The sequence below is a fragment of the Paenibacillus popilliae ATCC 14706 genome (genome assembly GCF_000315235.1).
GTDB lineage: Bacteria > Bacillota > Bacilli > Paenibacillales > Paenibacillaceae > Paenibacillus_B > Paenibacillus_B popilliae.
Genome location: NZ_BALG01000084.1, coordinates 1 through 22,097, shown reverse-complemented (window position 1 = coordinate 22,097; position 22,097 = coordinate 1). Strand labels below are relative to the sequence as shown.

Here is a 22,097-nt window from a genome sequence, read left to right as displayed (position 1 = left end):
ATATATACATGCAGTTAACAAGCGTTTTGCAACGGACTTCGCTTTGAAAAGAGTGCGAGCAGGGGAGGAAACGGAGTCATGAAAGACCAAGATAGATGCCCAGAATGCGACACGTTTTGGGAACAGTGTCCTTGCTGCGGGCTATCGTTTTGCCCGGATTGCAGAATGGTTGAAAGTGATGCTGAATTGAAGCTGAAAGAAGACGAGTAACCCAATAGCGACTCAATCAAATGACGCGGAGCGTGGGAGCGTGATACGTGGGAGGTGGAGCATGGGGCAAATGTCGATGTTTAAGCTAGACGAAAACGAGACGCGGCGCCACGTGGAGGAACGTTTGGAATCGGCCCGACTGTACAAGCGTTTCGGCTTCATCCGACGAGAGGCCAAACTAATAGCCACATACAGCGACATGCCGCGAAGCAACACCAATGTAACAAGCAACCAGACGGCTGACCTATCCATATTCAACGTGGACCGCGAGGAGCGGCTGCAGCGAGAATATGACCAAGTTATGCGGGCCGTAGGACAATTGTCAGAAGCACAACGTGAAATCATAGAACGGCGTTATCTGACCGATGAGGGAGTAACGGACATTAACGTATATGTCGAAATGGGAATGCCTGAGCGGAGTTACTACCTCGCCAAGTCCAAAGCAATGCACCGGCTTGCTTTCGCGTTACGTCTTGAGGTCTACGAAGAAACATAAAACGTCAAAAACAAGAGTTGTGTGAAGGGGGGATTACACAACTCTTGTTTTTAAATGTCTACAAACCATAAACTCTCATCAAAATCCATCCTATACCAGGTATAAAGACCCAACGTTCTCCTCCGGGGCCGCCAATTGGTGTCTTGACAGGAGGAATAGGCCCGGTATATTGCTGAGGAGCCGATAAATCTTGTGCAGATAATTGACTAAAAGCTACATTACCCGTTCTAGGATCATAATACTCCATGTCAATATAGTCTGTTAATGGGTTCCCGGTATTATAAGCAGCGGTGATCCTTCCGATTAATTCACCAAGATCTTTGTGATTAACTTTGACATAACCTTTATTTACGTAATTTTGCAAAGCGATAATTGGAGTAGCGTAATAACCCACTTGAAAATCACCTCATTAGCCTATTTGATAAACAACATATGTAGGCAGGAGTATATATGTTACAAACCTTGCTTTACATATAAAAATAAATCATTGCAGACTTTTTGCAGATATTTTGCAGATATCCTGCAGTTCATTAGGAGAAATAGGCTGTATGATTGTATTATGGCAGTAGCGTTAAGGCGCTACCCATGCGGACGTGCGCGTGGGTAACAGAGCCGGCAATAAGGTATCATTCCACCTTGGCAGCCAAGGGGTTAGGCGAGTGGAGTTGAGAACCGTTCTGGCGGGAAACCGCGCCGCGTCTAAAATATCAGGCGTGCGCTGGGGAAGACAAGGCCGCTTCGCGGGTGGTACTTGTTCCGGGAGCCTGGGCAATCGTATGACACGGTGGCGGAATAGGTAGACGCTTGCGGGTGGCTCCTCCTGCGGTAAAGATCGCAACTTAGCCGTATGATCACCCGGTATGGTAGGGGAGCATGCAAGGTGCAAATCCTTGCCCGTATCAAGGCGTGGGTGTGGTCGGCTATGACCTACGGTTATACGGTGGCCACATCTTACATAATGATTGAATGGGCCATTGGCTCTTTCAATAGATTATCTCCCAACTTGGCCGCCCGGAATTATCTGGGCGGTATTTTAATTGGAGGTACTCGTTTCTAAATAAAAAAAGCACTAAAAAGTGCTCTTTTTGTAATGAGTTACTATGGAGAACATTCTGTACAATCAATATGTGGGTAACCTGCGAGATCGCAATAAGCGTTTGCACCACCTAAACAGTATTTTCCCAGGCTGCCGTTGATACAGTTGATTGACTTGTATGTGCATGTTAATAGCTCTGGTTTTGATTGGTTTACCGTAGGTTTTTTTTGATCATCTGCGGTAACTATATATGGTTTGGGTGTTGTACCGATGAATAAACCTGAACTACTAACGATAATAACAAGAAGAATAAATAAAACAAGTGTAATACCAGTATTTGTATATCTCATTTTGTGCAAAACCCCTTTAATAATGTATTTATATTGTCAAGATATGAGTGGAGTAGGCATCTTGCTTGGGTACTAAACCATTTGCGTTACATTTAGAGTCGCTGATTATTCAGCGGCTTTTATTATGCTCAGAAAGGGTGAAGGTCAATGAATTTCGGACAAGCGATTGAGGCTTTAAAAGACGGAGAACTGGTTGCGCGTAAGGGTTGGAATGGTAAAGGCATGTGGCTGCATCTGGTAACACTAAAGGAAACCTATGCCCGCCAGCTCAAAATGGCGGCGAAGGGGCTGAAAACCCTGCCTTATATCGAAATGAAAACAGCAGATAACGAACTTGTGCCATGGCTTGCAACTCAGACTGATATGTTGGCCGAGGATTGGGAGATTGTAACAGTAGTCGCTGGTTAAACAGCGGCTTTTATTTTTACAAAACAACACTAACCAAAATATGGAGGTGGCGAGGTGATGTAAATGGCCGAAAAACATGTTTTAGCCGAGCAGGATTACATGCAAGGCTTGAAGTACAAGGAGATTGCCGAGAAGTACGACGTCACCCTTAACACAGTAAAGTCATGGAAGCAAAGGCATGGCTGGCAGCGCAATAAGGGTGCACCCGACCAAAAAGGTGTGCACACAAAAAGGAAGGGTGCACCCGACGGCAACAAGAACGCATTAGGCAACGAAGGCGGTGCCCCCAAAGGGAACAATAATGCAGTCACACATGGATTCTTTCAAAAATACCTTTCTACAGAGACGTTAGAAATCATGGAACAGATTGCAGAGCGCTCCCCTCTCGATATGCTGTGGGATCAAATAACGATCCAGTACACCGCGATTATTCGGGCGCAGCGTATTATGTATGTCCGAGACCAAGACGACATGACAAAGGTAGTAAAAAAGGATATGGAGATCGGCACGGAGTATGATATCCAGCATGCATGGGATAAACAAGCGACCTTTATATCGGCGCAGAGCCGGGCAATGGGTGAATTGAGAGGGCTAATCAAAGACTTTATGCAATTAAGTGATGAGAGCGACGAACGCCGACTTAAACTCGAAAGAATGCAACTCGATATCGACAAGAAGAAGCTTGAAGTCAAAGAAATGAGCGGTGATAACGAATCCGATGCCCATGCACAGGGTGCTGGATATGCCGAAGCACTGAATGCACAGGCCGCGGAAGTATTCGCGGATGAGGTGAACGAAGATGAGGAAGCGTAAGCGAACCACATCATTTAAGTTCAAACCATTCAGTCGGAAGCAGAAAAAGCTTCTCATGTGGTGGACGGATGCGAGTCCATACCGCGATTACGATATGGTGATTGCAGAAGGTGCCATTCGTTCAGGCAAGACCATCGCAATGATCGATTCATTCCTTACATGGTCGCTCGATAAGCACCGGCATCAGAACTTTATCCTAGCAGGAAAGTCGATGGGTGCCCTTAAGCGTAACGTCCTGGAGCCGATGTTTCAGATCCTGACGGCCAAGGGGATCGACTACCATTACCACCGGTCGGAGAATCCTCATATCATCATCGGTACGAATACATATTATTTATTCGGCGCCAACAATAAAGCGAGCCAGGATACGTTGCAAGGGCTGACGGCAGCCGGCGCATATCTGGATGAGGTTGCACTATTCCCGGAGTCGTTTGTAACGCAGGCTATTGGCCGTTGTTCGGCTGAAACTGGTGATCAGGCCGGGAAAGTGTTTGTAAACTGCAATCCGGCGGGACCGTATCATTGGTTCAAAACCGATTATATCGACAAGGAAAAAGAAAAGAGGATCTATGTCCTGCATTTTACGATGGAGGACAATTTATCGTTGTCTGAACGTGTCAAGGAACGTTTCCGACGCATGTTCAGTGGGGTGTTCTACGAACGCTATATTCTTGGTTTGTGGGTAATGGCTGAAGGTGTTATTTACGATATGTTCGACCGGGGCAAGCACGTTGTAGTGACCGAAGACAGGCCATATACGCAGTACTATGTATCTTGTGACTACGGCACGCAAAACCCGACTACGTTTGGATTGTGGGGCCAATGCAAGGGCGTTTGGTACAAGGTGAAGGAATACCACTATGATGGGCGCTCCAAGAGCCGTCAAAAGACGGACGAGGAATATTGTGACGATCTAATCGAGTTCGTCGGAAAGCTGCCGGTCAAGGGCGTGATAATCGACCCTTCAGCAGCTTCTTTTATTGCCGCCATTAAGAAGCGCGGGGTGTTCCGTGTAATCAAGGCTGACAATGATGTGGTTGACGGTATCCGAGATGTGGCGTCTGCCTTGGTCGAAGGATTGATTAAATATAATAACTGCTGTAAGGAGACATTCCGCGAATTCAGTTCCTACGTATGGGACGAGAAAGCAGCGGCGAGAGGCGAAGACAAGCCCGTTAAGGAAAATGACCATCAAATGGACGCGGATCGGTATTTCGTACGCGGTGTGGTCAAACGTAAGGGTGGCGTATACTTCCCTGATGTTCCTTAAGAAAGGAGGATGCACTTGTTTTTTCAGTTTGGCGATGAAATGAAGAATATCGAGTCGATACTGCGTGAAGGAGCAATGTCTGAGGCGAATCGCAAGCAGATTATCCAAATTGAGACGAGCGAATGGCGTTCATCAGAAAAACATAAATGGATGGAAGTGGGCGAACGTTATTATCGCACAAAATCAGATATCCTTGATCGGCAGCGCACGGCAATAGGTGCTAGTGGTGCTAAAGAGGTTGTTGGAAACTTAGCCAATAACAAACTAGCAAATGCCTTTATACGTAAATTGGTCAATCAAAAAGTAGGATACTTATTAGGTAAACCTTTGAGTATTCAAACAGAGAATGAATCGTATCAGGAATTACTGACCATTTTCTTTGATGAGGACATGCATCGCAGACTTAAGTCACTTGGTAAAGAGGCAGTCAATAAAGGAATCGCATGGATGCACGTCTATTATGACGAAGCAGGCACACTAAGATTCAAAAAGATGCGCAGCGAAGAAATCATTCCATTATGGGTTGATGAGGCTCATACTATCTTGGATGCAGTTATTCGGGATTATGAAGTTATTGTGTATGAGGGACTTCAGCGTAAGACCTTACGGAAAATTGAATGGTGGGATACAAAGGGAGTTAGGAGATACGTTTTTGATGGCTCGGAGCTTGTGGCAGATGCAGAAGTTGGTGACGAAGGGGCGCACTTTTCTATGGTTGATAGTGATAGGGAACAACTTATGAATTGGGAGCGCGTCCCCTTCGTTGCGTGGAAATATAATGAGGAAGAGCAGCCACTTGTTGAAATCATAAAATCTCTGGTAGATGACTATGATCGCAATAAATCCGACAATAGCAACAATTTGGAAGACTTGCCGGAGTCCATTTATAAGGTTAAGAACTTCAGTGGAACCGATGCCGCTGAATTCAGAAAAAACCTTGCTCTATTCAGAACTGCTTTTGTGGACGGAGATGGCGACGTTGATGCTTTGGCGTTGGCTATTAATGTAGAGACATACAAAACGCACATGGAACAGGCGCGAAAGGATATATATGAGTTTGGGTGTGGGGTTGATACACAAGGCGTCGAAATCGGTAGCGCGCCAAGTGGTATCGCCCTACGCTTCCTGTACTCTGACCTTGATCTTGACGCAAACCTAATGGAAACGGAGTTCCAAGCATCTCTTGCACAGCTTCGTTGGTTTATAGATGCGCACCTATATAATACAACCAAAGTGGACTACATCAATGAGAAAGTCGAGTTTACCTTCAACCGTGACATGCCGATTGATGAAGAATCAATTATTTCCGGAATAAAAGATAGCGTAGGCATCTTATCGGATGAAACGCTTGTTGCGCAGCATCCATGGGTGAGAGATGTTCGCGCCGAACTGGATCGCATCAAGAAGCAAAAAGAAGAAGCACTGCATCGGACATCCACTGCATATGGCGGGCTAGGAAATGGAGGTGATCCTAATGATGGAGAAGGAGACGAACAAGAAGGTGAATGAACTAGTTCAAGGAATGGTAAACTCCTACCTCGAATCCATTAAGTTGGGGCATTTTATAGAGGCACAAGATATTTCTGCTCTTGCTGAACTTATTGATGCAGTAGGCGAACCTAAGGGGACTTCAGCGGCAATTGGTTTCAAAGTGCCTACAACTGCTGGTGACGACGAATGAAGCCGGAAGAATACTGGGCTAAGCGGATGGAGGACTTGAACGAGGCAGTGCTTAAGAAGGGCGAGGGCTACATCAAGGTTCAAAGTACCGAGTATGACAAAACTCTTACCAGAATAAAAAAGGAAACCGATGCTTGGTATGGTCGCATAGCAAAGAACAATAATGTTGGCATGGCCGAAGCCCGCAAGCTTCTATCAGCCAATGAGCTCCAAGAGTTCAAATGGAGCGTTGAAGATTACATCAAAGCCGGTCGCGAGAACGCAATTGATCAACGATGGATGAAGCAGCTCGAGAATGCCAGTGCTAAAGCACACATTACCCGACTGGAAGAACTGCAAACCAAAATACAGCAGGAGGTCGAGTTGCTGACTGCGCGGCGTGTCAAAGGAACCACGGACGTCCTAGGAGACGTTTATAAGTCTGGGTACTATAAAGGTATCTACGAGGTGCAACGAGGTACAGGCGAGGGCATTCCGTTCGCTAGGTTGGACGGCAAACAACTCGACAAGGTGTTATCCAAGCCGTGGACGCCAGATGGTCGCAATTTCTCAGCACGCATATGGCAGGATCGGGACAAACTACTGGCTGAGCTGCAAACGGTACTAACGCAGGACTTGATTCGCGGGGAGAATGCTGACAAGGTGATTGCGGACTTTGCCGACCGGATGGGAGTTAGCAAGCGAGCCGCAGAACGCCTGATACTGACGGAGTCGGCTTATTTTGCTGGTCAATCTCGACTTGATGGGTACAAGGAACAGGGAATTGCACATTACAAGTTTGTGGCAACGCTGGACAAGCGAACATCGGCGCAATGCCGGGACATGGACGGAGAGCGCATTCCATTGTCTGAGGCAAAGCCTGGCGTAAATTATCCGCCGCTGCATGCTTACTGTCGTTCTACAACCATTCCCGTTTTTGACGACGGGATGAAAGAACCTTCAGAGCATGGGGAGCGAGCTGCGCGTGGTAAGAATGGTAAGACGTATAGTGTTCCGGGTAATATGACATACAAAGATTGGGCCGATAAACATGCGCCGTCTGCGGAGGGGCCGCCGAAGATAACAGAGACACCGCCAGTTACACCACCGCAGGTTAAAACGGTGCCCGATGAAAAGATGGCTGATATCGAAATGCCGGGTTCGGAACCCAAAGATGTTCCAATCCAACCAAAATTGGAACCGAATAAACCGCCTGCGCCGAAACTGGAGGAAAAGCTTGTTCCAGAACCGCCGCCACTCACGAAACAAGAAGAGGCTGCTGTCTCTCGTTATATCGGTAGTGAGTCTTATGTCCTTAATGACAAACTGCGACATGGTCAACCGCTCAATAGCAACGAAATGGAATGGGTTAATAAATTGGATAAGGCCCTTAGCAAGTTACCTTCATACAGGGGTGATGTCACTCGATCATTACATTTTGCATCAATCACAGCACTGAATAAATTTATTAAAGACTATGAGCCTGGTGGCGTGGTACAATGTAATGAGTATCTGTCCACAACTGTAGGCAGCACTTACAACCCTGAAGGACAGGTTCAGATTTATATTTTAGACGCTGCTTTAGGGAAAGACATTGTGAAGTATAACGAGACTGAACAAGAAATCTTATACCAACGTAATTCTAACTTTGAGGTTATTGCGGTAGAAGTGATAAATGGTGTGTACCATATCTTGCTAAGGGAGATAGGGGAATGAGTCAAGATAAGAAGCCATTCACAGATCGGCGATGGACTGATCCGCCAGCAGTTAAGGTAATTGGGCATCGGGAACTGTCAGAAGAAGAAAAGCAAGAAGGGAAAAATAAACTCCACGAAATCTTGCGTAAAAATGGGGTTTTAAAAGACGAATGAAAGCACTCACGCTATGGCGAGGGTGCTTTTTTGATGGGCTCCGGTTGAGTGCCGGGGCCTTTAAAGAACAAGACATCACCGGACGCGACCGGGTAAAAAGCGTAGATGAATGGAGGAAAAGAGATGAATAAGGAACAGTTTGTCGCTATAGGATTGACCGAGGAAATGGCTGAAAAGGCTGCAGCAGCATCTACGGAGGAATTGAAAGGATTTATTCCTAAAGCACGCTTTGATGAAATTAACTCGGCCAAAAAGAAGGCAGAGGACGACTTGAAAGAGCGCGATAAGCAGCTAGAGGATTTGAAAAAGTCTAGCGGTGACTCTGAAGCACTCAAGCAACAGATCGAGAAGCTGCAGGGAGAGAACAAGGCGGCCAAGGAGAAGTACGAGGCCGAAGCGAAGGAACTGCGCCTTGGTACTGCGGTCAAGCTGGCTCTTACCGGCAAAGTACACGATCCAGACATCGTGGCCAGCCTGCTCGACAAAACGAAAATCGAACTGGACGACGCTGGTAACGTTAAAGCCGGTCTGGACGACCAAATCAAAGCCCTGCATACAAGCAAGGCTTTTTTGTTTGTCCCAGAAGACAACGACGGAGGTCAATTCCAGTTTAAAGGTATGAAGCCACCAGAAGGTAGCGGTGGTACCGGAACTGGCGGCGGTAATAACCAAGCGGGTGATTTCGGTAAACGACTTGCCGAATATGCAAAAGGTAATGATGGCCTTGATAAGGCACGAGCATCCTATTTTGAATAATGGAGGTTGAGCAGTAATGAGCAAATTTGTTGAAACGAATTTCAGCAACAAAAAGGTAATTTTGAAATTTCCAGATCACTACTTAAACTTAGCTGTAACGGTAAGTGATGTAGGAGTTACGCCAAATGCTGATGGCAAGAAAATTGTTCCCGCTGGTACGATTTTAGGCGGTGGCGTGCTGTCTGATCCTACTAAAAAAGCTGTAAAAGCTAATGACACTACATCAGAAGGTGTTCTATTCAATGACGCTGATGTGACATATGGGCCTGCTCCTGGTGCGATGACAATTCACGGCTTTATCGATAAGAACAAGATTCCAGAAGCCCCGACAGCCGAAGCTGTAGCGGCGCTGAAGCAAATCACATTTATCGCCTAATGGCGGAAAGGGGTTTATAAATGCCAACTATTTTTGATCTTGTAAATGCAAAGAATATCTCGACATTTTACCTTGCGAATCCATCGAATAATATTCCTTACTTGGGAGCAACGTTGTTCCCGGCAAAGAAGCAACTCGGTCTTGATCTTTCTTGGATTAAAGGTTCTAAGGGCCTTCCAGTACAATTGATGCCGTCCGAATTTGATGCAAAGGCAACGCTGCGTGATCGCATTGGTTTCAAAAAAATCGAGACTGAGATGCCATTTTTCCGAGAGTCGATGAAGATTGGTGAAAAAGATCGGCAAGAACTGAACAAACTGGCCGCATCACAAAATGAAGCTCTCATTATGCCTGTAATCAATGCAATTTACGATGACGTAGCGAATCTTGTGACTGGTGCGCAAGTTGTGCCAGAGCGTATGATAATGCAACTGCTCTCATCCGGTAAAATTAACATCAGTGCAAATCGTCTATTCTACGAGTACAACTACAAAATGCCGGATGCTCACAAGATCACTTTGGCTACAGATGCAGATAGATGGTCGCATCCTGATGCTGATATTGTCGGGGATATTAAAGATTGGCAGGACATCGTAGAGGACGATACTGGCGTAAGGCCAACTAATGCACTTTGTACCCGCAAGACATGGAACTATATCCTGAAGAACGTTCCTATACGTAAAGACATGAACCCATTGGGTGGCCAGAACATCATTATGACTGACTCTATGATGAAACAATATCTTGAAGCAAAACTAGGTTTGAAAATCGCGGTATATAACAAAAAGTTCGCCCTTCAGGACGGTAGTTCCCAGTTGTTCTACCCTGATGATCACTTCACATTATTCCCTGACGGAAATCTCGGGAATACGTACTATGGTACAACACCAGAAGAATCTGATTTGATGACAGGAAGTTCTGTTGCGGATGTATCCATTATCAATACAGGTGTTGCGATTACTACGATTAAAGAACCTCACCCAGTGAACGTTAATACGATTGTATCGGAGATCGTCTTGCCGTCGTTTGAAACTATCGACACTATCTTTATTGCAAAAGTAGCTTAATGGGGAGGCTAATAGCCTCTCTTCTCTCTAGTAAGAGGAGGAATGCAAGTTGACAAAGAAAACAGAGAAAACCAACCCAGAAGTAGTGACAGTTGTGTGGTCTGCTTATGTGAAGTACAGGGGTGAACGGTATGCGGTTGGACAAAGGGCTGAGATTCAAGCAAGCGATTATGACGAACTTGCGAAGTTGGATGTTATCCAGCAGTAGGAGGGTGTCTACATGGCTAGTGCAGACATTTGGCCGATTGTAAAATCACGCCTTGGTTTGCCGGATGACAATCATAAAGAATTGGTCGGAACGTACATCGAAGAGATCGGGAACCGAATTAAGCATTACTGCAATATCTCCTCAATCCCTGAAGCCCTCAAATTCGCTTGGACATCAATGGTCATCGATGCGATCCGGGTTGAATTGCCTAACATCGACGAAATAGCAAATACAGCCGGGGGCGGGAGCGCTGTAAAGATTGGAGATACACAGGTAGGCGGCGAGGTGTCCAACACATCAAAGTCAGTCATTGATTCGGTAGTACTAAATTATCGAGTCGATCTAAACCGCTATCGGAAACTGAGGTGGTAGGCCGTGATTAACTATAAGAGGCACCGCAAAGCGATTGAGAAGATGTATGAAGACAGGGCAACGATAAGCCGGTATGGCAGTTACAAAGATCCAGTTACCAAAGAGACGAAGCAGAAGCTGCAGCTGGTGTATTCGAATGAGCCTTGTAAGCTTTCGCAATCCGGACTGGCACGCAACGGGCAAACTGAAGCGCAAAACGATTTACAATATGATGCAAAACTGTTTATATCCCCTGAAATTGAAATTAAACAGGGGGATATGATCGCAATTACACGCTCAACAGGACAAGTTGAGAAATATGTTGCAGGCAAGCCGTTCCCGCCGTACCCGTCACATCAAGAAGTCAATTTGTCGCAGAAGGACTGGGCGTAATGGGCAAAATGGGGGAGTTTGATATTTCAGAGTTTGAGAAGTTTGGCGATAATCTCAAGGCTATGAAATCGGCATGGCCTGTTTTTAAAAAAGAATGTGTCGTCGAACTTGCGAACCGGTTACTCGCAAAGGTCGTGCTACGCACGCCGGTTAAAGACGGTAAACTGCGTCGTGGATGGACGATTGGACAGGTTTCAATAACATCCACAGGAGCAGATATAGAGGTATTTAACCCAGTGCCTTACTCTCCATACGTAGAATACGGCCACCGGACGCCCAATCATCAAGGCTGGGTCGAGGGGCGGTTCATGATGACGATCAGCGCACAAGAACTAGAGCGTGAACTGCCCGCGATCATGGAACGCAAGCTGGAACAATTCATGGTCAGGTTTTTGGGGAGATGATGTCGTGGAAGTAACGATTAATGATGTGAGATATGCAGTCCACAACGCCCTAGACGCAGCATTCCCAGACATTCCTATATCCGGCGAGGAGATTAAGCAAGAGCTTAATCCACCTCGCTTTTTTGTACGCCTTTTGGAACCGGCACATACGCAGGAGCTTGGACGGAGGTTCCGGCGGAATCATCCATTTGTAATTCGTTATTTTGCACCGGACAGGGCGAATGAAGATATGTACAGCATGGCAGAACGTCTAATGGCAGCTACTAAATGGATCATGGTCGGCGGGCGCCAATGTCCGGGGCATGGTATGCGATTTCAAATTGTCGATGAGGTGCTCCATTTCTTTGTAACATATAGTGTGCTTGTTTGGGAACATCAGGCGGACGACCCTAAAATGCAGACTCTTAAACAGGAGGGGAGAAGTCGATGAGCAAGAAAGTGGGACAATTAGAGCAGACAACGGCACCAACATACACCAAGGCGCAATTTTTAGCATCGAGCCGGTTTACTGCGGCGCAGCGCGACATCTTGGCGGCAGTGTTGGCCGATGATAAGACATACACGGATGACGAGGCCCGCAAAGCTGTGGAATCGTACTTAAGAAAGGAAGTGAAGTAAATGGCAGGAGGAACATGGGTAACACAAAATAAAGTCAGACCTGGTACCTATATCAACTTCAAAGCGCGTCCGCAACCCCTTGGAATCTTGGGGGATAGAGGAGTTGCTGCATTTCCTACGGCGTTGCCCTGGGGAAACCCTGAAGGCGTGATTGTCCTGGAGGCTTCGGAGTTTATGGACAAATCACAGGCACTAATCGGCTTCCGGGCGACAGATCCACGTATCCGTCATATCGCTGCAGCAATATCCCACGCTCGAACGGTGTTGCTGTACCGGCTTGGCGGCTCGGGGGCGGTCAAGGCCAAGGCAACCGAGGGGCCGCTGACGGCCACGGCCAAATGGGGCGGCTCGCGCGGAAATAATCTGCAAATCGTCATACAATCTAATATCGATAACCCCAAAGCCTACGATGTACGTACTTTGCTGGACAGCGAAGAGGTTGAGATTCAGACGGTGGCTAAGATCGGGGATCTGCAGCCGAGTGCCTACATCGACTGGTCGGGTACCGGGACGCTGACGCCGACAGCTGGAATCAAGCTCACCGGCGGCGCCGACGGTACGGCTGGAGGCTCGGACTTCTCGGCAGCGTTGACCGCATTTGAGGCCCATCAATTTAACGTACTGGGCGTGCCCCTCACAGATTCGATGAGCAAGCAGCTCGCTGCGGCTTATGTCCGGCGGCAGCGGGAAGAGGAAGGTAGGAAGTTACAGGCTGTACTGGTCGGTTATCCGCAGGCGGATTACGAGGGGATCATCAGTCTGAAAAACGGTGTCATTACTTCGGACGGACTCAAGGTAGCACCGGAAATGCTGCTGTGGGAGATCGCCGCAATGCAGGCGGCGGCAAATGTAAGTGAATCGTTGACATATACAGCGATACCGAACGCAGTAGATGCACACCCTCGCCTGTCTAACGGTGAGACGATTGCGGCGCTGAGAAAAGGTGAATTGGTGATTACAGCAGTCAATGGTACGGCTGTGATAGAGCAGGATATCAACACGTTGACGAGCTTTAATCCGAAGAAAAGCCGGGCATTTTCGAAAAACCGTGTTGTCCGTGTCCTGGATAGTATTGCTAATGACGTCAAGCGTATCTTTGACCAGTTTTACATCGGCAAAGTGTCGAACAACGATGATGGACGGGCATTGCTGAAGGCTGAGGTTGTGTCATACTTGCTCAACCTGCAGGGGATTGGCGCTATTCAGAATTTTGATAGCCAAAAGGACATTTCTGTGGCGCAAGGAGTCGATGTGGATTCCGTTCTCATTGAGCTATCCATTCAGCCAGTAGATTCGATAGAGAAGATTTATATAACCGTGGAGGTGAAGTAGGATGGCCTTTTTCCGTGAGACGGACGCAATCAGTGGCAAGATGGCAAAAGCCTATGCCACTATTAATGGACGCGTAGAAGAATTGTTCTATGCTAAGGCTCTTGAAGCAACGATCGAGAAAAATAAGGTGGATGTGCCGGTGCTAGGCCGCACTAATACACCGCAGCGCTCTGCTGGGTGGTCTGGAACGGGTACATTGACTGTTTATTATGTCACGTCTCAATTTCGTCAACTCATGAGAGAGTATATTCGAACCGGGAAAGATTTCTGGTTTGATCTGATGGTGGTAAACGAACAACCTGGCAGCTCCACTGGGAAACAAACAACGATCCTGAAGGGTTGCAACCTTGACAGTGTAGTCGCTGCGAGTTTCGACGCATCCAGCGACGATATGATCGAGGAAGAACTGCCATTTACATTCCATGATTACGACATTCAAGACCAGTTCAATGAAATTTCGGGAACTTAATTATGGCGCGGTCGTTCGGTCGCGTCTATTTATATCGAATCATATGGAGGATGAAAATATATGAATCTACAAGAATTTTTGAACGCTAACCCTGTTGACAATTTGACGGATGAAGTAGCGATTTCACCGCGCTTTAAAGACGTGGATGGGAATCCACTTAAGTTTACGATCAAGGCGATGACACCAGCGGAATTTGAAGATGTCCGTAAGCGAGCGACGCGAATTTTAAAAAACAAACAAGTCGAGTTTGACAGCCGGAAATTTAATCTGAGTATCGCAATCAATAACACGGTCAATCCTGACTTTAAAGATGCTGAGTCTATTAAAAAGTTGGGTGTTAATACTCCAGAGGAGTATGTGCAACGTGTGCTTTTGGCCGGCGAATTGACCACGCTTGTCCAAAAGATCAACGAGCTGAGCGGTTTTGATGTTGCAATGAATGAACTGGTCGAAGAGGTAAAAAACTAATTCAGGAGGGCGATCCGGACGCGAATTATGCGTATTATGCCCTCCATGAACTGCATATTCTGCCTCACGATCTCATGTCGATGACGGAGCGACAGCGAGTCACTATCTACGCCATGATATCGGAGCGAATCGATCAAGAAAAAGAAACGAGAAGAAGGAAGAAGAATAAAAAAAGATAGACTCCTTAAAAATTGGTAAATACCGACTCGAAATAGGAGTCGGTATTTTTTTGGAGAGGGGGAGATTGCGTGTCTACGATAGCAACACATCTACGGATGATAGATCAGTTCGGCGCGCCTCTTCGCCGGGTGAGCAATCAAGTTCAGACAACCATAACGAGCCTACAGCGCATGCGTCGGTTGGTAGAACATCCGATAAGAGGTATTGAAATTCATGTCGACTCGACACAAGCGCTTAATGATGCCTCCCATCTCAGCAGTCAGGTAGCTGCTAGGATTGGAAGGATAGAGGCGGATGTCAAACTAAACTCGACACAGGCACTCAACGAAGCTTCGAGAATAAGGAGCCAGATAGCATCAAGAATTGGGACGATTGAGGCTGATGTGCAGCTACATGTTAATGCTCGCTTATCAGGAGCCATGGGAAGTCTTGACACCACAATGGATCGCTTGCGATTAGAGATTCAGCGACTCATTCAAACTCTGCAAAACAGCAACGGCCCTGGAGGTGGGGGAGGCGAAGGCGACGGAAATAGCAATCCTCTACTTGCTATCCCCAAGGGGTTAATCGCAGCACTTGCAGGAGTGATGGCGACTGGTGCGCTCATAAAAGGGACGGTCGGAGGCGCCATGGAACAGCAGCAGATACAAGGAACAATGCAAGCCCTAGTCGGTGTGGACGCAAGCCAAGCAGAGGCGATGTTGCAAGGGATTAAGGATATCTACGCTGCGGGATGGGGCGAATCTCTAACTGCTGTAGGTAATGATATTGCAACCGTGCGACAGAATTTAAAAGGTTTGTCGCAGGAAGCATCGGAGGCATATGCACAATCGGCCTATGCGGTTGAACAAGTGGCAAGAGGCAAAACTGATATTGGCGAACTCTCCAAGGTTACGCGGACACTTATGGCTAACTTCCAGGGTTTGGACGAGACACAGGCGCTTGATATGATTACAACTGGATTCCAGCGAGGGGGAGATTACGCTAATGATCTCCTTGATACGGTAAACGAATACGCCGTACACTTTGCCGGTCTAGGAATGTCGGCTGAACAGATGTTTGCAACATTAATTACAGGCAGTGAGCAAGGCGCGTGGAACTTGGACAAGGTTGGCGACGCTGTCAAAGAGAGTTTCATTCGGATGCAGGACCTTTCCGAAACCAGTAAGCAAGCATTCCAAACCCTCGGTTTAGATGCTAATCAGATGGCAGCACAGATTGCTGCAGGCGGGGAAACTGCCAATCAAGCTTATCAAGCAACGTTGCTGGCTCTTGGCAACATGGAGAACGCCATAGATAGAAATACGGTCGGTGTTAAGTTATTCGGTACCATGTGGGAGGATTTAGAGGATTCTGTTGTACTTGCGATGGCAGAAGGTCAGTTGGGTCTCGGTGAATTTGAAGGGGCCACAAAACGGGCAGCGGATGCCTTGCAGAATAATATGGGTTTTCAGTTGGAGCAGTTCAAGCGCAACTTTGCCCTTGGGTTTGCCGAATCCGGACAGGGAGCAGTTGAAGCATTGGCTCCTTTGATCGCCATGCTTAACGAAGCTTTTCAATCCGGAAAATTTCAGCCGTTCTTCGATGGTTTAGCTGCTGGCCTTTCCTTTACAGCACATATGGTTTCCATTTTAGTGGAAAACGCCCTATGGTTATCGAACGTGATATCTGACTGGACGTTGATTGAACCGGTTATCTGGGGGATTGTGGGTGCAATGGGGACCTACTTGTTATTAACCCAAGCTCTAACCATTGCTACCAAAGGTTTAGCTATTGCAATTAATATTGCAAAAATAGCACAGGCTGCATTTAATTTTGTCATGAATATGAATCCATTTGTTCTTATTGCAACCTTAATAGTCGGGATAATCGTTGCACTAATTGCGTTATGGCGGACAAATGATCAGTTTGCTGCTGCCTTAATGCGGGGTTGGAATGCGATTCTAAACTTCTTCGATCGAATTCCAGCATACTTCTGGCAACTTGTAGAGTGGCTTATGACACCTTTTGAGTGGTGGGCAAGCAGTGTAGGGAAAATATATGATACCGTCATTAATGGAATTATTAAGGGTATAAACTCGGTATTATCACTTATCAATAACGTGACGGGATCATCATACGAAATTGCGGCAGAATTTTCATATGAAAACGTAGCAAAAGGCGTTAAGGAGTATGCGCAGATCAAAAAGGATCAAGCTTATGCTAGTGCAGCAAAGAAGGCGGCAGAACGAGAAGAATCGGTAAAAAAATTCTTGGAAGACCGACAAGCCAAACGAGCAAAAGAGGAAGCTGAAAAAGAGGCGAAGAATAAAAAATCAATTGAGAATAACATAAGGAAGGGTTTTGGAGTTGGTAAAGGCCCGCCAGAAAATCCTGCTGGCATTGATAAGGACATTGACAAGGTGGGTAAGGTAGGGCAAGTAGACAAAATCAAAGATAAGGTGGACATCTCTAGTGAGGATCTTAAATTGATGCGTGAATTAGCGGAGATGAAGAACATTCAAAACTTCGTTACGCTCAAGCCTTCTATCAAATTTGGAGATACTCATGTCCGTAATGAGAGTGACATTGATACACTCGTTACACGTATCAACGAAAAGCTGGAAAATGACATTGCTTCATCTGTGGATGCCGTTTATGTATAAGGAGTGGGAGGAAGATCATGCGAGTATATGGTGTGGAGTTGAGTTTCAACAATAAACAAGAAGTGCTACAGCTTCCGATCAACCCCTCCTCTATTGATGTAAGTGGCTCTGGTCAGAGTAGCACATATGATGTCGTCGGACTCGGGCAGATAAATGTAATCAAGGACAAGCAACTGACGGAGTACAGCTTTAGTGGTCTGTTCCCCGCGCAATGGTATCCATTTGTGACGACGGACGAACTATTGCATCCAGTCGAGTATATAAAGATGATAGAAAAGTGGTGGGTTACGAAGCGGCCGATTCGGTTTATTTTTACAAGCGACACCTACGACATAAATACGGCTGCAAGTATCGAGTCTTTTACATGGAAGGAAGTTGCAGGCGGCAGTGGTGATATCGAATATGACATCAAGTTAAAGCAATATCGGTTCTATGCTGCTAGAAAAATTGTTACAAAGACAGTCTCCAATGGTACACAAAAGAAAGTGCAGAAGACAAAAACGGCAGCGCGGCCAAATGATAAGCAGAAACCGAAAACGTACAAATTGAAATCCGGTGACAGTCTGTGGGCTATTGCTCAAAAGCAGTTAGGCGACGGCTCCCGATGGAAAGAAATTCAGAAGCTGAACGGGATTAAGGATTCTGAACTGAAAAAATTTCCAAACGGGAAGGTGTTGAAATTGCCATGACAATCGACGTGAAGATCATAAACCGTCAAGGTACGAAGGATGATGCTGAATGGGATGTAAGCGAGATCGTTGAGGGGTTGACATGGAAAACATCTCGAATCGGCAGGGCGGGCAGTGTATCTTTCAGATTGATTAAGTCAAATCAGACAGCAAAGTTCACATACAATAACGGAGACATTGTTCGGGTTCGAGTTGATAAGAAAGATGTTTTCCATGGTTACATTTTTTCAATCGAAGAAGGCCATGACGAAGTCATCAAAATAATTGCTTATGACCAGATGCGGTACTTGATGAACACTGACACCTATGTTTTTAAAGGGATAACAGCAACTGAAGTGCTGCAGCGCATAGCAAAGGACTTTAATCTTAAGTTGGGCAAAGTGGACAATACCGGTTACAAAATTCCTAAGATGAGTGAGGATGGACAAAAGCTGTTAGATATTATCTGTAAGGCTATAACACTCACTTATTCGAACACGGGAAAGGATTATTGCCTCTATGATGATTTCGGATCACTGTGCCTTCGAAGTGTCAATGATGTGCAACTTGATCTGATTGTAGGCGACGGCAGCTTGATGTATGACTACGGAATCAAGCGGTCAATTGATAGCGGCACTTACAACCGGATAAAGCTGTATAAAGACAATAAAAAGACAGGCAAACGAGAGATATACATGGATCAGGATAGTGTCAATATCAAGCGCTGGGGTGTCTTGCAGTTGTACCAATCGGTTGATGAGGACATGAATATAGCTCAAATCAAGCAGTTGCTGACTAACTTAGCTAAGCTCAAAAATCGGGAAACAAAGTCGCTTAAGGTCAATGCAATCGGAGACATCCGGGTTAGGGCGGGTATGTGCGTTCGAATTTGCATATCTGAGTATGGTGTGGATCAGGCACTGTTGGTTGACGAGTGCAGTCACAATTTTGATGGATCTGCCCATAATATGTCATTAGATTTAAGGGTGGTTTAGATGGCGGATTTACTTGGAACTTTAAAAAAGGCTGCTATGGATGCAGTGTTAGCTAGTAATCCGGCTGCGATGATGTTCGGGGAAGTAACCAGTACAAATCCGTTGGAAGTGCTTGTGGATCAACGATTCACGCTCCCAGCGGATTTTTTAATTTTGCCTGAGTCACTGACGGAACATAAGGTCATGGTTAACGGACAAGAGACTGTAATCGGACGCATGCTTAAGGCAGGAGATAAGCTCCTGCTACTTCGGATGCAAGGTGGGCAACAATATCTGATTTTGGACAGGGTGGTGATAGGTAGTGATTCCTGATGTTGATGCGGAACTCTTAGATGAGCCGTTGGATGACGAACCGTCGCCATCCCTGACATGGAAACTTGATTTGGAGAAGGGGCGAGTCGTTGGGAAGACGGACGGCCTTGAAGCCATCAAGCAGGCTGTGTTTAAGGTGTTTCAAACCGATCGCTTTTGGCACGACATATACACATCTGATTACGGCCATGAACTGACATTACTGCTTGGCAGCAGCCCAGTATTCGCTCAATCCGAGGCGATGCGGATAATTCAAGAAGCTCTTGTGTCGGATGACAGGGTTCAGGCGGTTGAAAATGTAGTGGTCGAAATACAAGGGGATCAGATTACAATCCGGTTCACCGTCATGACTGCTTACGGGAGTTTCGAACAGGAGGTGAACCATGATGTACGATCACATGACGTTTGAATACATTTTGGATCGTATGCTTGATAGGGTGCCGGATACGATTGATAAACGTGAGGGCAGTCTTATTTACGATGCCTGCGCACCGGCGGCGGCCGAACTAGCGCAGATGTACATTGATCTGGACATCAATTATAACCTTTCGTTTGTGGATACAGCCTCTGGGGAATACCTCAGCCGGAAGACGTCCGAATTCGGCGTAAACCGTGCACCGGCCTGTCATGCAGAGCGCAAAGGGCTGTTTTACGGGGCTGGCAATGTCCTTATGGATGTGCCACTGGACAGCCGGTATTCGATCAAGGACTTGACCTTTGTTGCCAAGGAAAAGATCAGCACCGGAATATATAAAATGACATGCGAAGCGCCGGGCACGGTCGGTAATGAGCAGTTTGGCACGATGCTGCCGATCGACTACGTCGCTGGTTTGAATCGGGCGGTGTTGGCCGAGGTACTAGTCCCAGGGGAGAATGAGGAATCCGACGATGCGCTCCGGCAACGTTTTTATGAAGCGGTCAACGAACCAGCATTCGGCGGTAATGTCGCTGATTATAAGCAGCGAATCAACTCCATTCCAGGCGTCGGGGCCACGAAGGTTTACCCTGTTTGGCAGGGTGGTGGCACAGTCAAGTGTACGATCATTGCCGCAGACTGGACGCCTCCGTCTACTACACTTGTCGATGAGGTACAGACTATTATCGATCCGACGGTAAACAGCGGCAAGGGACTCGGTCAGGCACCGATCGGTCATAAGGTGACTATTGTGGGCGTGACTGGAATCAAAATTGATGTTGAAACAACACTGACCCTTTCGACTGGGCTAACGCTCGGACAGGTACAGGCTTACGTCGAAGTCGCCATTTCTTCTTATTTATTCGAGCTTCGGAAGGATTGGTACTTGCAACAACAGCTTGTCGTTCGGACGGCACAGATCGATGCACGTATTTTGACCGTGACGGGTGTTGAGGACGTTGTCGGTACGACCATAAACGGATCGTCGGAAAACCTGACACTTAGCTCCGACGAGGTACCGCAGTTGGGGACGGTGACGATCCGTGGCTAATCGGATTCTTAAACATCTGCCTGAGTTTTACGGAGATATCGAGGATTTGGCCGAATTGGCCGATACGGAGAGTATTGAGCTTAATGCGCTTGAGGGCAAGATTCATCAACTTTTTGCTGATCAATTTGTACTGACTTCGAGTATCGAGGGTATCAGGCGGCGTGAAGCAATGCTCAGCATACAGGCCGACCCTGCTACTGAATCTTTCGAGTTTAGGCGGCAGCGCATAATTAACCGCTACCAAATGAAACCGCCTTTTTCAGTGCGCTTTCTGCAGCAACAATTAGATGCTCTCGTCGGAAAGGGCAGGACAGTTGTATCACTAGATGATCTAAACTACACCATGACTATCACAACAAGTACAGATGATGCGCCCTTGTTCCGAGAGGTTGAACATAGTGTCGGTGTCGTGAAGCCTACGAATATAGTCTATCACCAGAACACCGCATTAGCTGATTGTATCAAGCTCATTGAACGCATCGCGAAAAAAACAGTTATATGGAATTACAAATTGGATGGCTCGTGGTCGCTGGGTGAAAAACCATTCGCTTCTTTTGGGCATGAGGAGGTATTGAATTGAAGTGATAATAACAAAATTTTTGAACGAAGTCGCTAATTATACCGATACCCGAGCTGTAAAGGTAGTCTTAAACGGCACGTATGAGATTACCAAGTTTATCGTCAAGCAAGTTGATGGGAGCCTGATGATACTTAACTATCTTGTACCTGCTGCTGACATTTCCAGCATAACAAAAATCGAAATCAAGGACGTATCGAACAATGTGATTAGTTTGAACGATGTAGACATTCCGGTTACCACTGACCACATGATGGTACATACCATCGAGGTAAAGGAGGGATAGTGTGGCAAAAACAGATTGGACTATGCTTGATACCATAAAGCCCGAGGACTTAAATGCAATAGGGGCGGAGATAAATGCTGCTAGGGAACACACGGACCAGAAGGTACAGGCAATCACCCCGGAAAGCATCGGCGCCGAAACCCCATCGGGAGCGCAGGCTAAGGCAAACCAAGCGGAGGCTAATGCCAAGGAGTATGCAAATAAAAAGGTAGCTAGCATCCATGTGCCCGTAAAATCAGTCAACAACAAGACGGGCGATGTTAGACTGACGGCGGCGGATGTGGGTGCCGAAACCCCATCGGGAGCGCAGGCTAAGGCAAACCAAGCGGAGGCTAATGCCAAGGAGTATGCAAATAAAAAGGTAGCTAGCATCCATGTGCCCGTAAAATCAGTCAACAACAAGACGGGCGATG

General features: G+C 46.7%; 30 protein-coding genes and 1 pseudogene. 29 read left to right on the top strand and 2 right to left on the bottom strand.

Annotated features, from left to right (window positions below):
- Positions 1-286 precede the first annotated feature (286 nt).
- On the top strand, positions 287-706 hold the full coding sequence (locus tag PPOP_RS08125; protein ID WP_234399733.1) for an ArpU family phage packaging/lysis transcriptional regulator: 420 nt from the start codon (positions 287-289) through the stop codon (positions 704-706).
- 58 nt (positions 707-764) lie between these two features.
- Here the strand turns inward: PPOP_RS08125 and PPOP_RS08120 are convergent, their stop codons facing one another.
- Positions 765-1,100, bottom strand: a complete 336-nt coding sequence (locus PPOP_RS08120) for a hypothetical protein (RefSeq protein WP_006285713.1) — start codon at positions 1,098-1,100, stop codon at positions 765-767.
- A gap of 704 nt (positions 1,101-1,804) precedes the next feature.
- A complete protein-coding gene (locus tag PPOP_RS21805; protein WP_006285712.1) occupies positions 1,805-2,092 on the bottom strand; it encodes a hypothetical protein in 288 nt (95 codons plus the stop codon).
- Positions 2,093-2,239: 147 nt separating this feature from the next.
- On the opposite strand from PPOP_RS21805, the gene PPOP_RS08115 reads away from it, so the two are divergent.
- The 28 genes and pseudogenes from PPOP_RS08115 to PPOP_RS07990 all read left to right on the top strand — a co-directional run.
- The gene (locus tag PPOP_RS08115) at positions 2,240-2,500 is read left to right on the top strand and encodes a DUF2829 domain-containing protein (RefSeq protein WP_006285711.1); all 261 of its coding nucleotides are present in this window, start codon (positions 2,240-2,242) and stop codon (positions 2,498-2,500) included.
- A 63-nt stretch (positions 2,501-2,563) separates the two neighbouring features.
- A complete protein-coding gene (gene terS, locus PPOP_RS08110; protein WP_006285709.1) occupies positions 2,564-3,313 on the top strand; it encodes a phage terminase small subunit in 750 nt (249 codons plus the stop codon).
- A complete protein-coding gene (locus tag PPOP_RS08105) occupies positions 3,300-4,583 on the top strand; it encodes a PBSX family phage terminase large subunit (protein ID WP_006285708.1) in 1,284 nt (427 codons plus the stop codon). The genes terS and PPOP_RS08105 overlap by 14 nt, the downstream gene beginning before the upstream one ends.
- A 15-nt stretch (positions 4,584-4,598) precedes the next feature.
- Positions 4,599-6,092 (top strand): phage portal protein, encoded by a 1,494-nt coding sequence (locus tag PPOP_RS08100; RefSeq protein WP_006285707.1) that lies wholly within the window; start codon positions 4,599-4,601, stop codon positions 6,090-6,092.
- Positions 6,058-6,264: a hypothetical protein gene (locus PPOP_RS08095; protein ID WP_042227931.1), complete on the top strand. Its 207-nt coding sequence runs from the start codon at positions 6,058-6,060 to the stop codon at positions 6,262-6,264. The genes PPOP_RS08100 and PPOP_RS08095 overlap by 35 nt, the downstream gene beginning before the upstream one ends.
- Entirely contained in the window at positions 6,261-7,958 is a 1,698-nt protein-coding gene (locus PPOP_RS19345; protein ID WP_006285703.1) for a minor capsid protein, read from the top strand. Before PPOP_RS08095 ends, PPOP_RS19345 begins: the two co-directional genes overlap by 4 nt.
- Entirely contained in the window at positions 7,955-8,113 is a 159-nt protein-coding gene (locus tag PPOP_RS22670) for a hypothetical protein (RefSeq protein ID WP_006285702.1), read from the top strand. Before PPOP_RS19345 ends, PPOP_RS22670 begins: the two co-directional genes overlap by 4 nt.
- Before the next feature lie 123 nt (positions 8,114-8,236).
- Complete coding sequence (locus tag PPOP_RS08085; protein ID WP_006285701.1) at positions 8,237-8,869, top strand: phage scaffolding protein; 633 nt, start codon at positions 8,237-8,239, stop codon at positions 8,867-8,869.
- 16 nt (positions 8,870-8,885) lie between these two features.
- Positions 8,886-9,245 carry a hypothetical protein gene (locus PPOP_RS08080; protein WP_006285700.1) on the top strand — a complete coding sequence of 120 codons (360 nt, stop codon included), beginning with the start codon at positions 8,886-8,888 and terminating at the stop codon, positions 9,243-9,245.
- Between the two features lie 20 nt (positions 9,246-9,265).
- Positions 9,266-10,312 carry a major capsid protein gene (locus tag PPOP_RS08075; protein ID WP_006285698.1) on the top strand — a complete coding sequence of 349 codons (1,047 nt, stop codon included), beginning with the start codon at positions 9,266-9,268 and terminating at the stop codon, positions 10,310-10,312.
- A 49-nt stretch (positions 10,313-10,361) separates the two neighbouring features.
- Positions 10,362-10,520, top strand: coding sequence for a DUF7210 family protein (locus PPOP_RS22665; RefSeq protein ID WP_006285696.1), 159 nt, complete (start codon positions 10,362-10,364; stop codon positions 10,518-10,520).
- Positions 10,521-10,532: 12 nt separating this feature from the next.
- A complete protein-coding gene (locus tag PPOP_RS08070) occupies positions 10,533-10,892 on the top strand; it encodes a phage head-tail connector protein (RefSeq protein ID WP_006285695.1) in 360 nt (119 codons plus the stop codon).
- 3 nt (positions 10,893-10,895) lie between these two features.
- Positions 10,896-11,264 (top strand): hypothetical protein, encoded by a 369-nt coding sequence (locus tag PPOP_RS08065; RefSeq protein WP_006285694.1) that lies wholly within the window; start codon positions 10,896-10,898, stop codon positions 11,262-11,264.
- Positions 11,264-11,668 (top strand): HK97 gp10 family phage protein, encoded by a 405-nt coding sequence (locus tag PPOP_RS08060; RefSeq protein ID WP_006285692.1) that lies wholly within the window; start codon positions 11,264-11,266, stop codon positions 11,666-11,668. Before PPOP_RS08065 ends, PPOP_RS08060 begins: the two co-directional genes overlap by 1 nt.
- Before the next feature lie 4 nt (positions 11,669-11,672).
- On the top strand, positions 11,673-12,098 hold the full coding sequence (locus PPOP_RS08055) for a phage tail terminator family protein (RefSeq protein WP_006285691.1): 426 nt from the start codon (positions 11,673-11,675) through the stop codon (positions 12,096-12,098).
- A complete protein-coding gene (locus tag PPOP_RS08050) occupies positions 12,095-12,286 on the top strand; it encodes a YqzN/YkzM domain-containing protein (protein WP_006285689.1) in 192 nt (63 codons plus the stop codon). Before PPOP_RS08055 ends, PPOP_RS08050 begins: the two co-directional genes overlap by 4 nt.
- 174 nt (positions 12,287-12,460) lie before the next feature.
- Positions 12,461-13,618: a phage tail sheath family protein gene (locus PPOP_RS08045; protein WP_306304719.1), complete on the top strand. Its 1,158-nt coding sequence runs from the start codon at positions 12,461-12,463 to the stop codon at positions 13,616-13,618.
- Between the two features lies 1 nt (position 13,619).
- Positions 13,620-14,087 carry a phage tail tube protein gene (locus PPOP_RS08040; RefSeq protein WP_006285686.1) on the top strand — a complete coding sequence of 156 codons (468 nt, stop codon included), beginning with the start codon at positions 13,620-13,622 and terminating at the stop codon, positions 14,085-14,087.
- Between the two features lie 60 nt (positions 14,088-14,147).
- A complete protein-coding gene (locus PPOP_RS08035) occupies positions 14,148-14,555 on the top strand; it encodes a phage tail assembly chaperone (protein WP_006285684.1) in 408 nt (135 codons plus the stop codon).
- Positions 14,556-14,803: 248 nt separating this feature from the next.
- On the top strand, positions 14,804-17,380 hold the full coding sequence (locus PPOP_RS08030; RefSeq protein WP_148277871.1) for a phage tail tape measure protein: 2,577 nt from the start codon (positions 14,804-14,806) through the stop codon (positions 17,378-17,380).
- 17 nt (positions 17,381-17,397) lie between these two features.
- Positions 17,398-18,069 (top strand): LysM peptidoglycan-binding domain-containing protein, encoded by a 672-nt coding sequence (locus PPOP_RS08025; protein ID WP_006285681.1) that lies wholly within the window; start codon positions 17,398-17,400, stop codon positions 18,067-18,069.
- A complete protein-coding gene (locus tag PPOP_RS08020) occupies positions 18,066-19,043 on the top strand; it encodes an XkdQ/YqbQ family protein (protein WP_006285680.1) in 978 nt (325 codons plus the stop codon). Before PPOP_RS08025 ends, PPOP_RS08020 begins: the two co-directional genes overlap by 4 nt.
- Positions 19,044-19,355 (top strand): DUF2577 domain-containing protein, encoded by a 312-nt coding sequence (locus PPOP_RS08015; RefSeq protein WP_006285678.1) that lies wholly within the window; start codon positions 19,044-19,046, stop codon positions 19,353-19,355.
- Positions 19,345-19,764, top strand: coding sequence for a DUF2634 domain-containing protein (locus tag PPOP_RS08010; protein ID WP_006285676.1), 420 nt, complete (start codon positions 19,345-19,347; stop codon positions 19,762-19,764). The genes PPOP_RS08015 and PPOP_RS08010 overlap by 11 nt, the downstream gene beginning before the upstream one ends.
- Positions 19,742-20,821 carry a baseplate J/gp47 family protein gene (locus PPOP_RS08005; protein ID WP_042227926.1) on the top strand — a complete coding sequence of 360 codons (1,080 nt, stop codon included), beginning with the start codon at positions 19,742-19,744 and terminating at the stop codon, positions 20,819-20,821. The genes PPOP_RS08010 and PPOP_RS08005 overlap by 23 nt, the downstream gene beginning before the upstream one ends.
- Complete coding sequence (locus tag PPOP_RS08000; RefSeq protein ID WP_006285673.1) at positions 20,814-21,401, top strand: putative phage tail protein; 588 nt, start codon at positions 20,814-20,816, stop codon at positions 21,399-21,401. Before PPOP_RS08005 ends, PPOP_RS08000 begins: the two co-directional genes overlap by 8 nt.
- A 1-nt stretch (position 21,402) precedes the next feature.
- Positions 21,403-21,684 carry a hypothetical protein gene (locus PPOP_RS07995; RefSeq protein ID WP_006285672.1) on the top strand — a complete coding sequence of 94 codons (282 nt, stop codon included), beginning with the start codon at positions 21,403-21,405 and terminating at the stop codon, positions 21,682-21,684.
- Position 21,685: 1 nt separating this feature from the next.
- Positions 21,686-22,097: pseudogene (locus PPOP_RS07990) on the top strand (hypothetical protein); the annotation flags it as partial.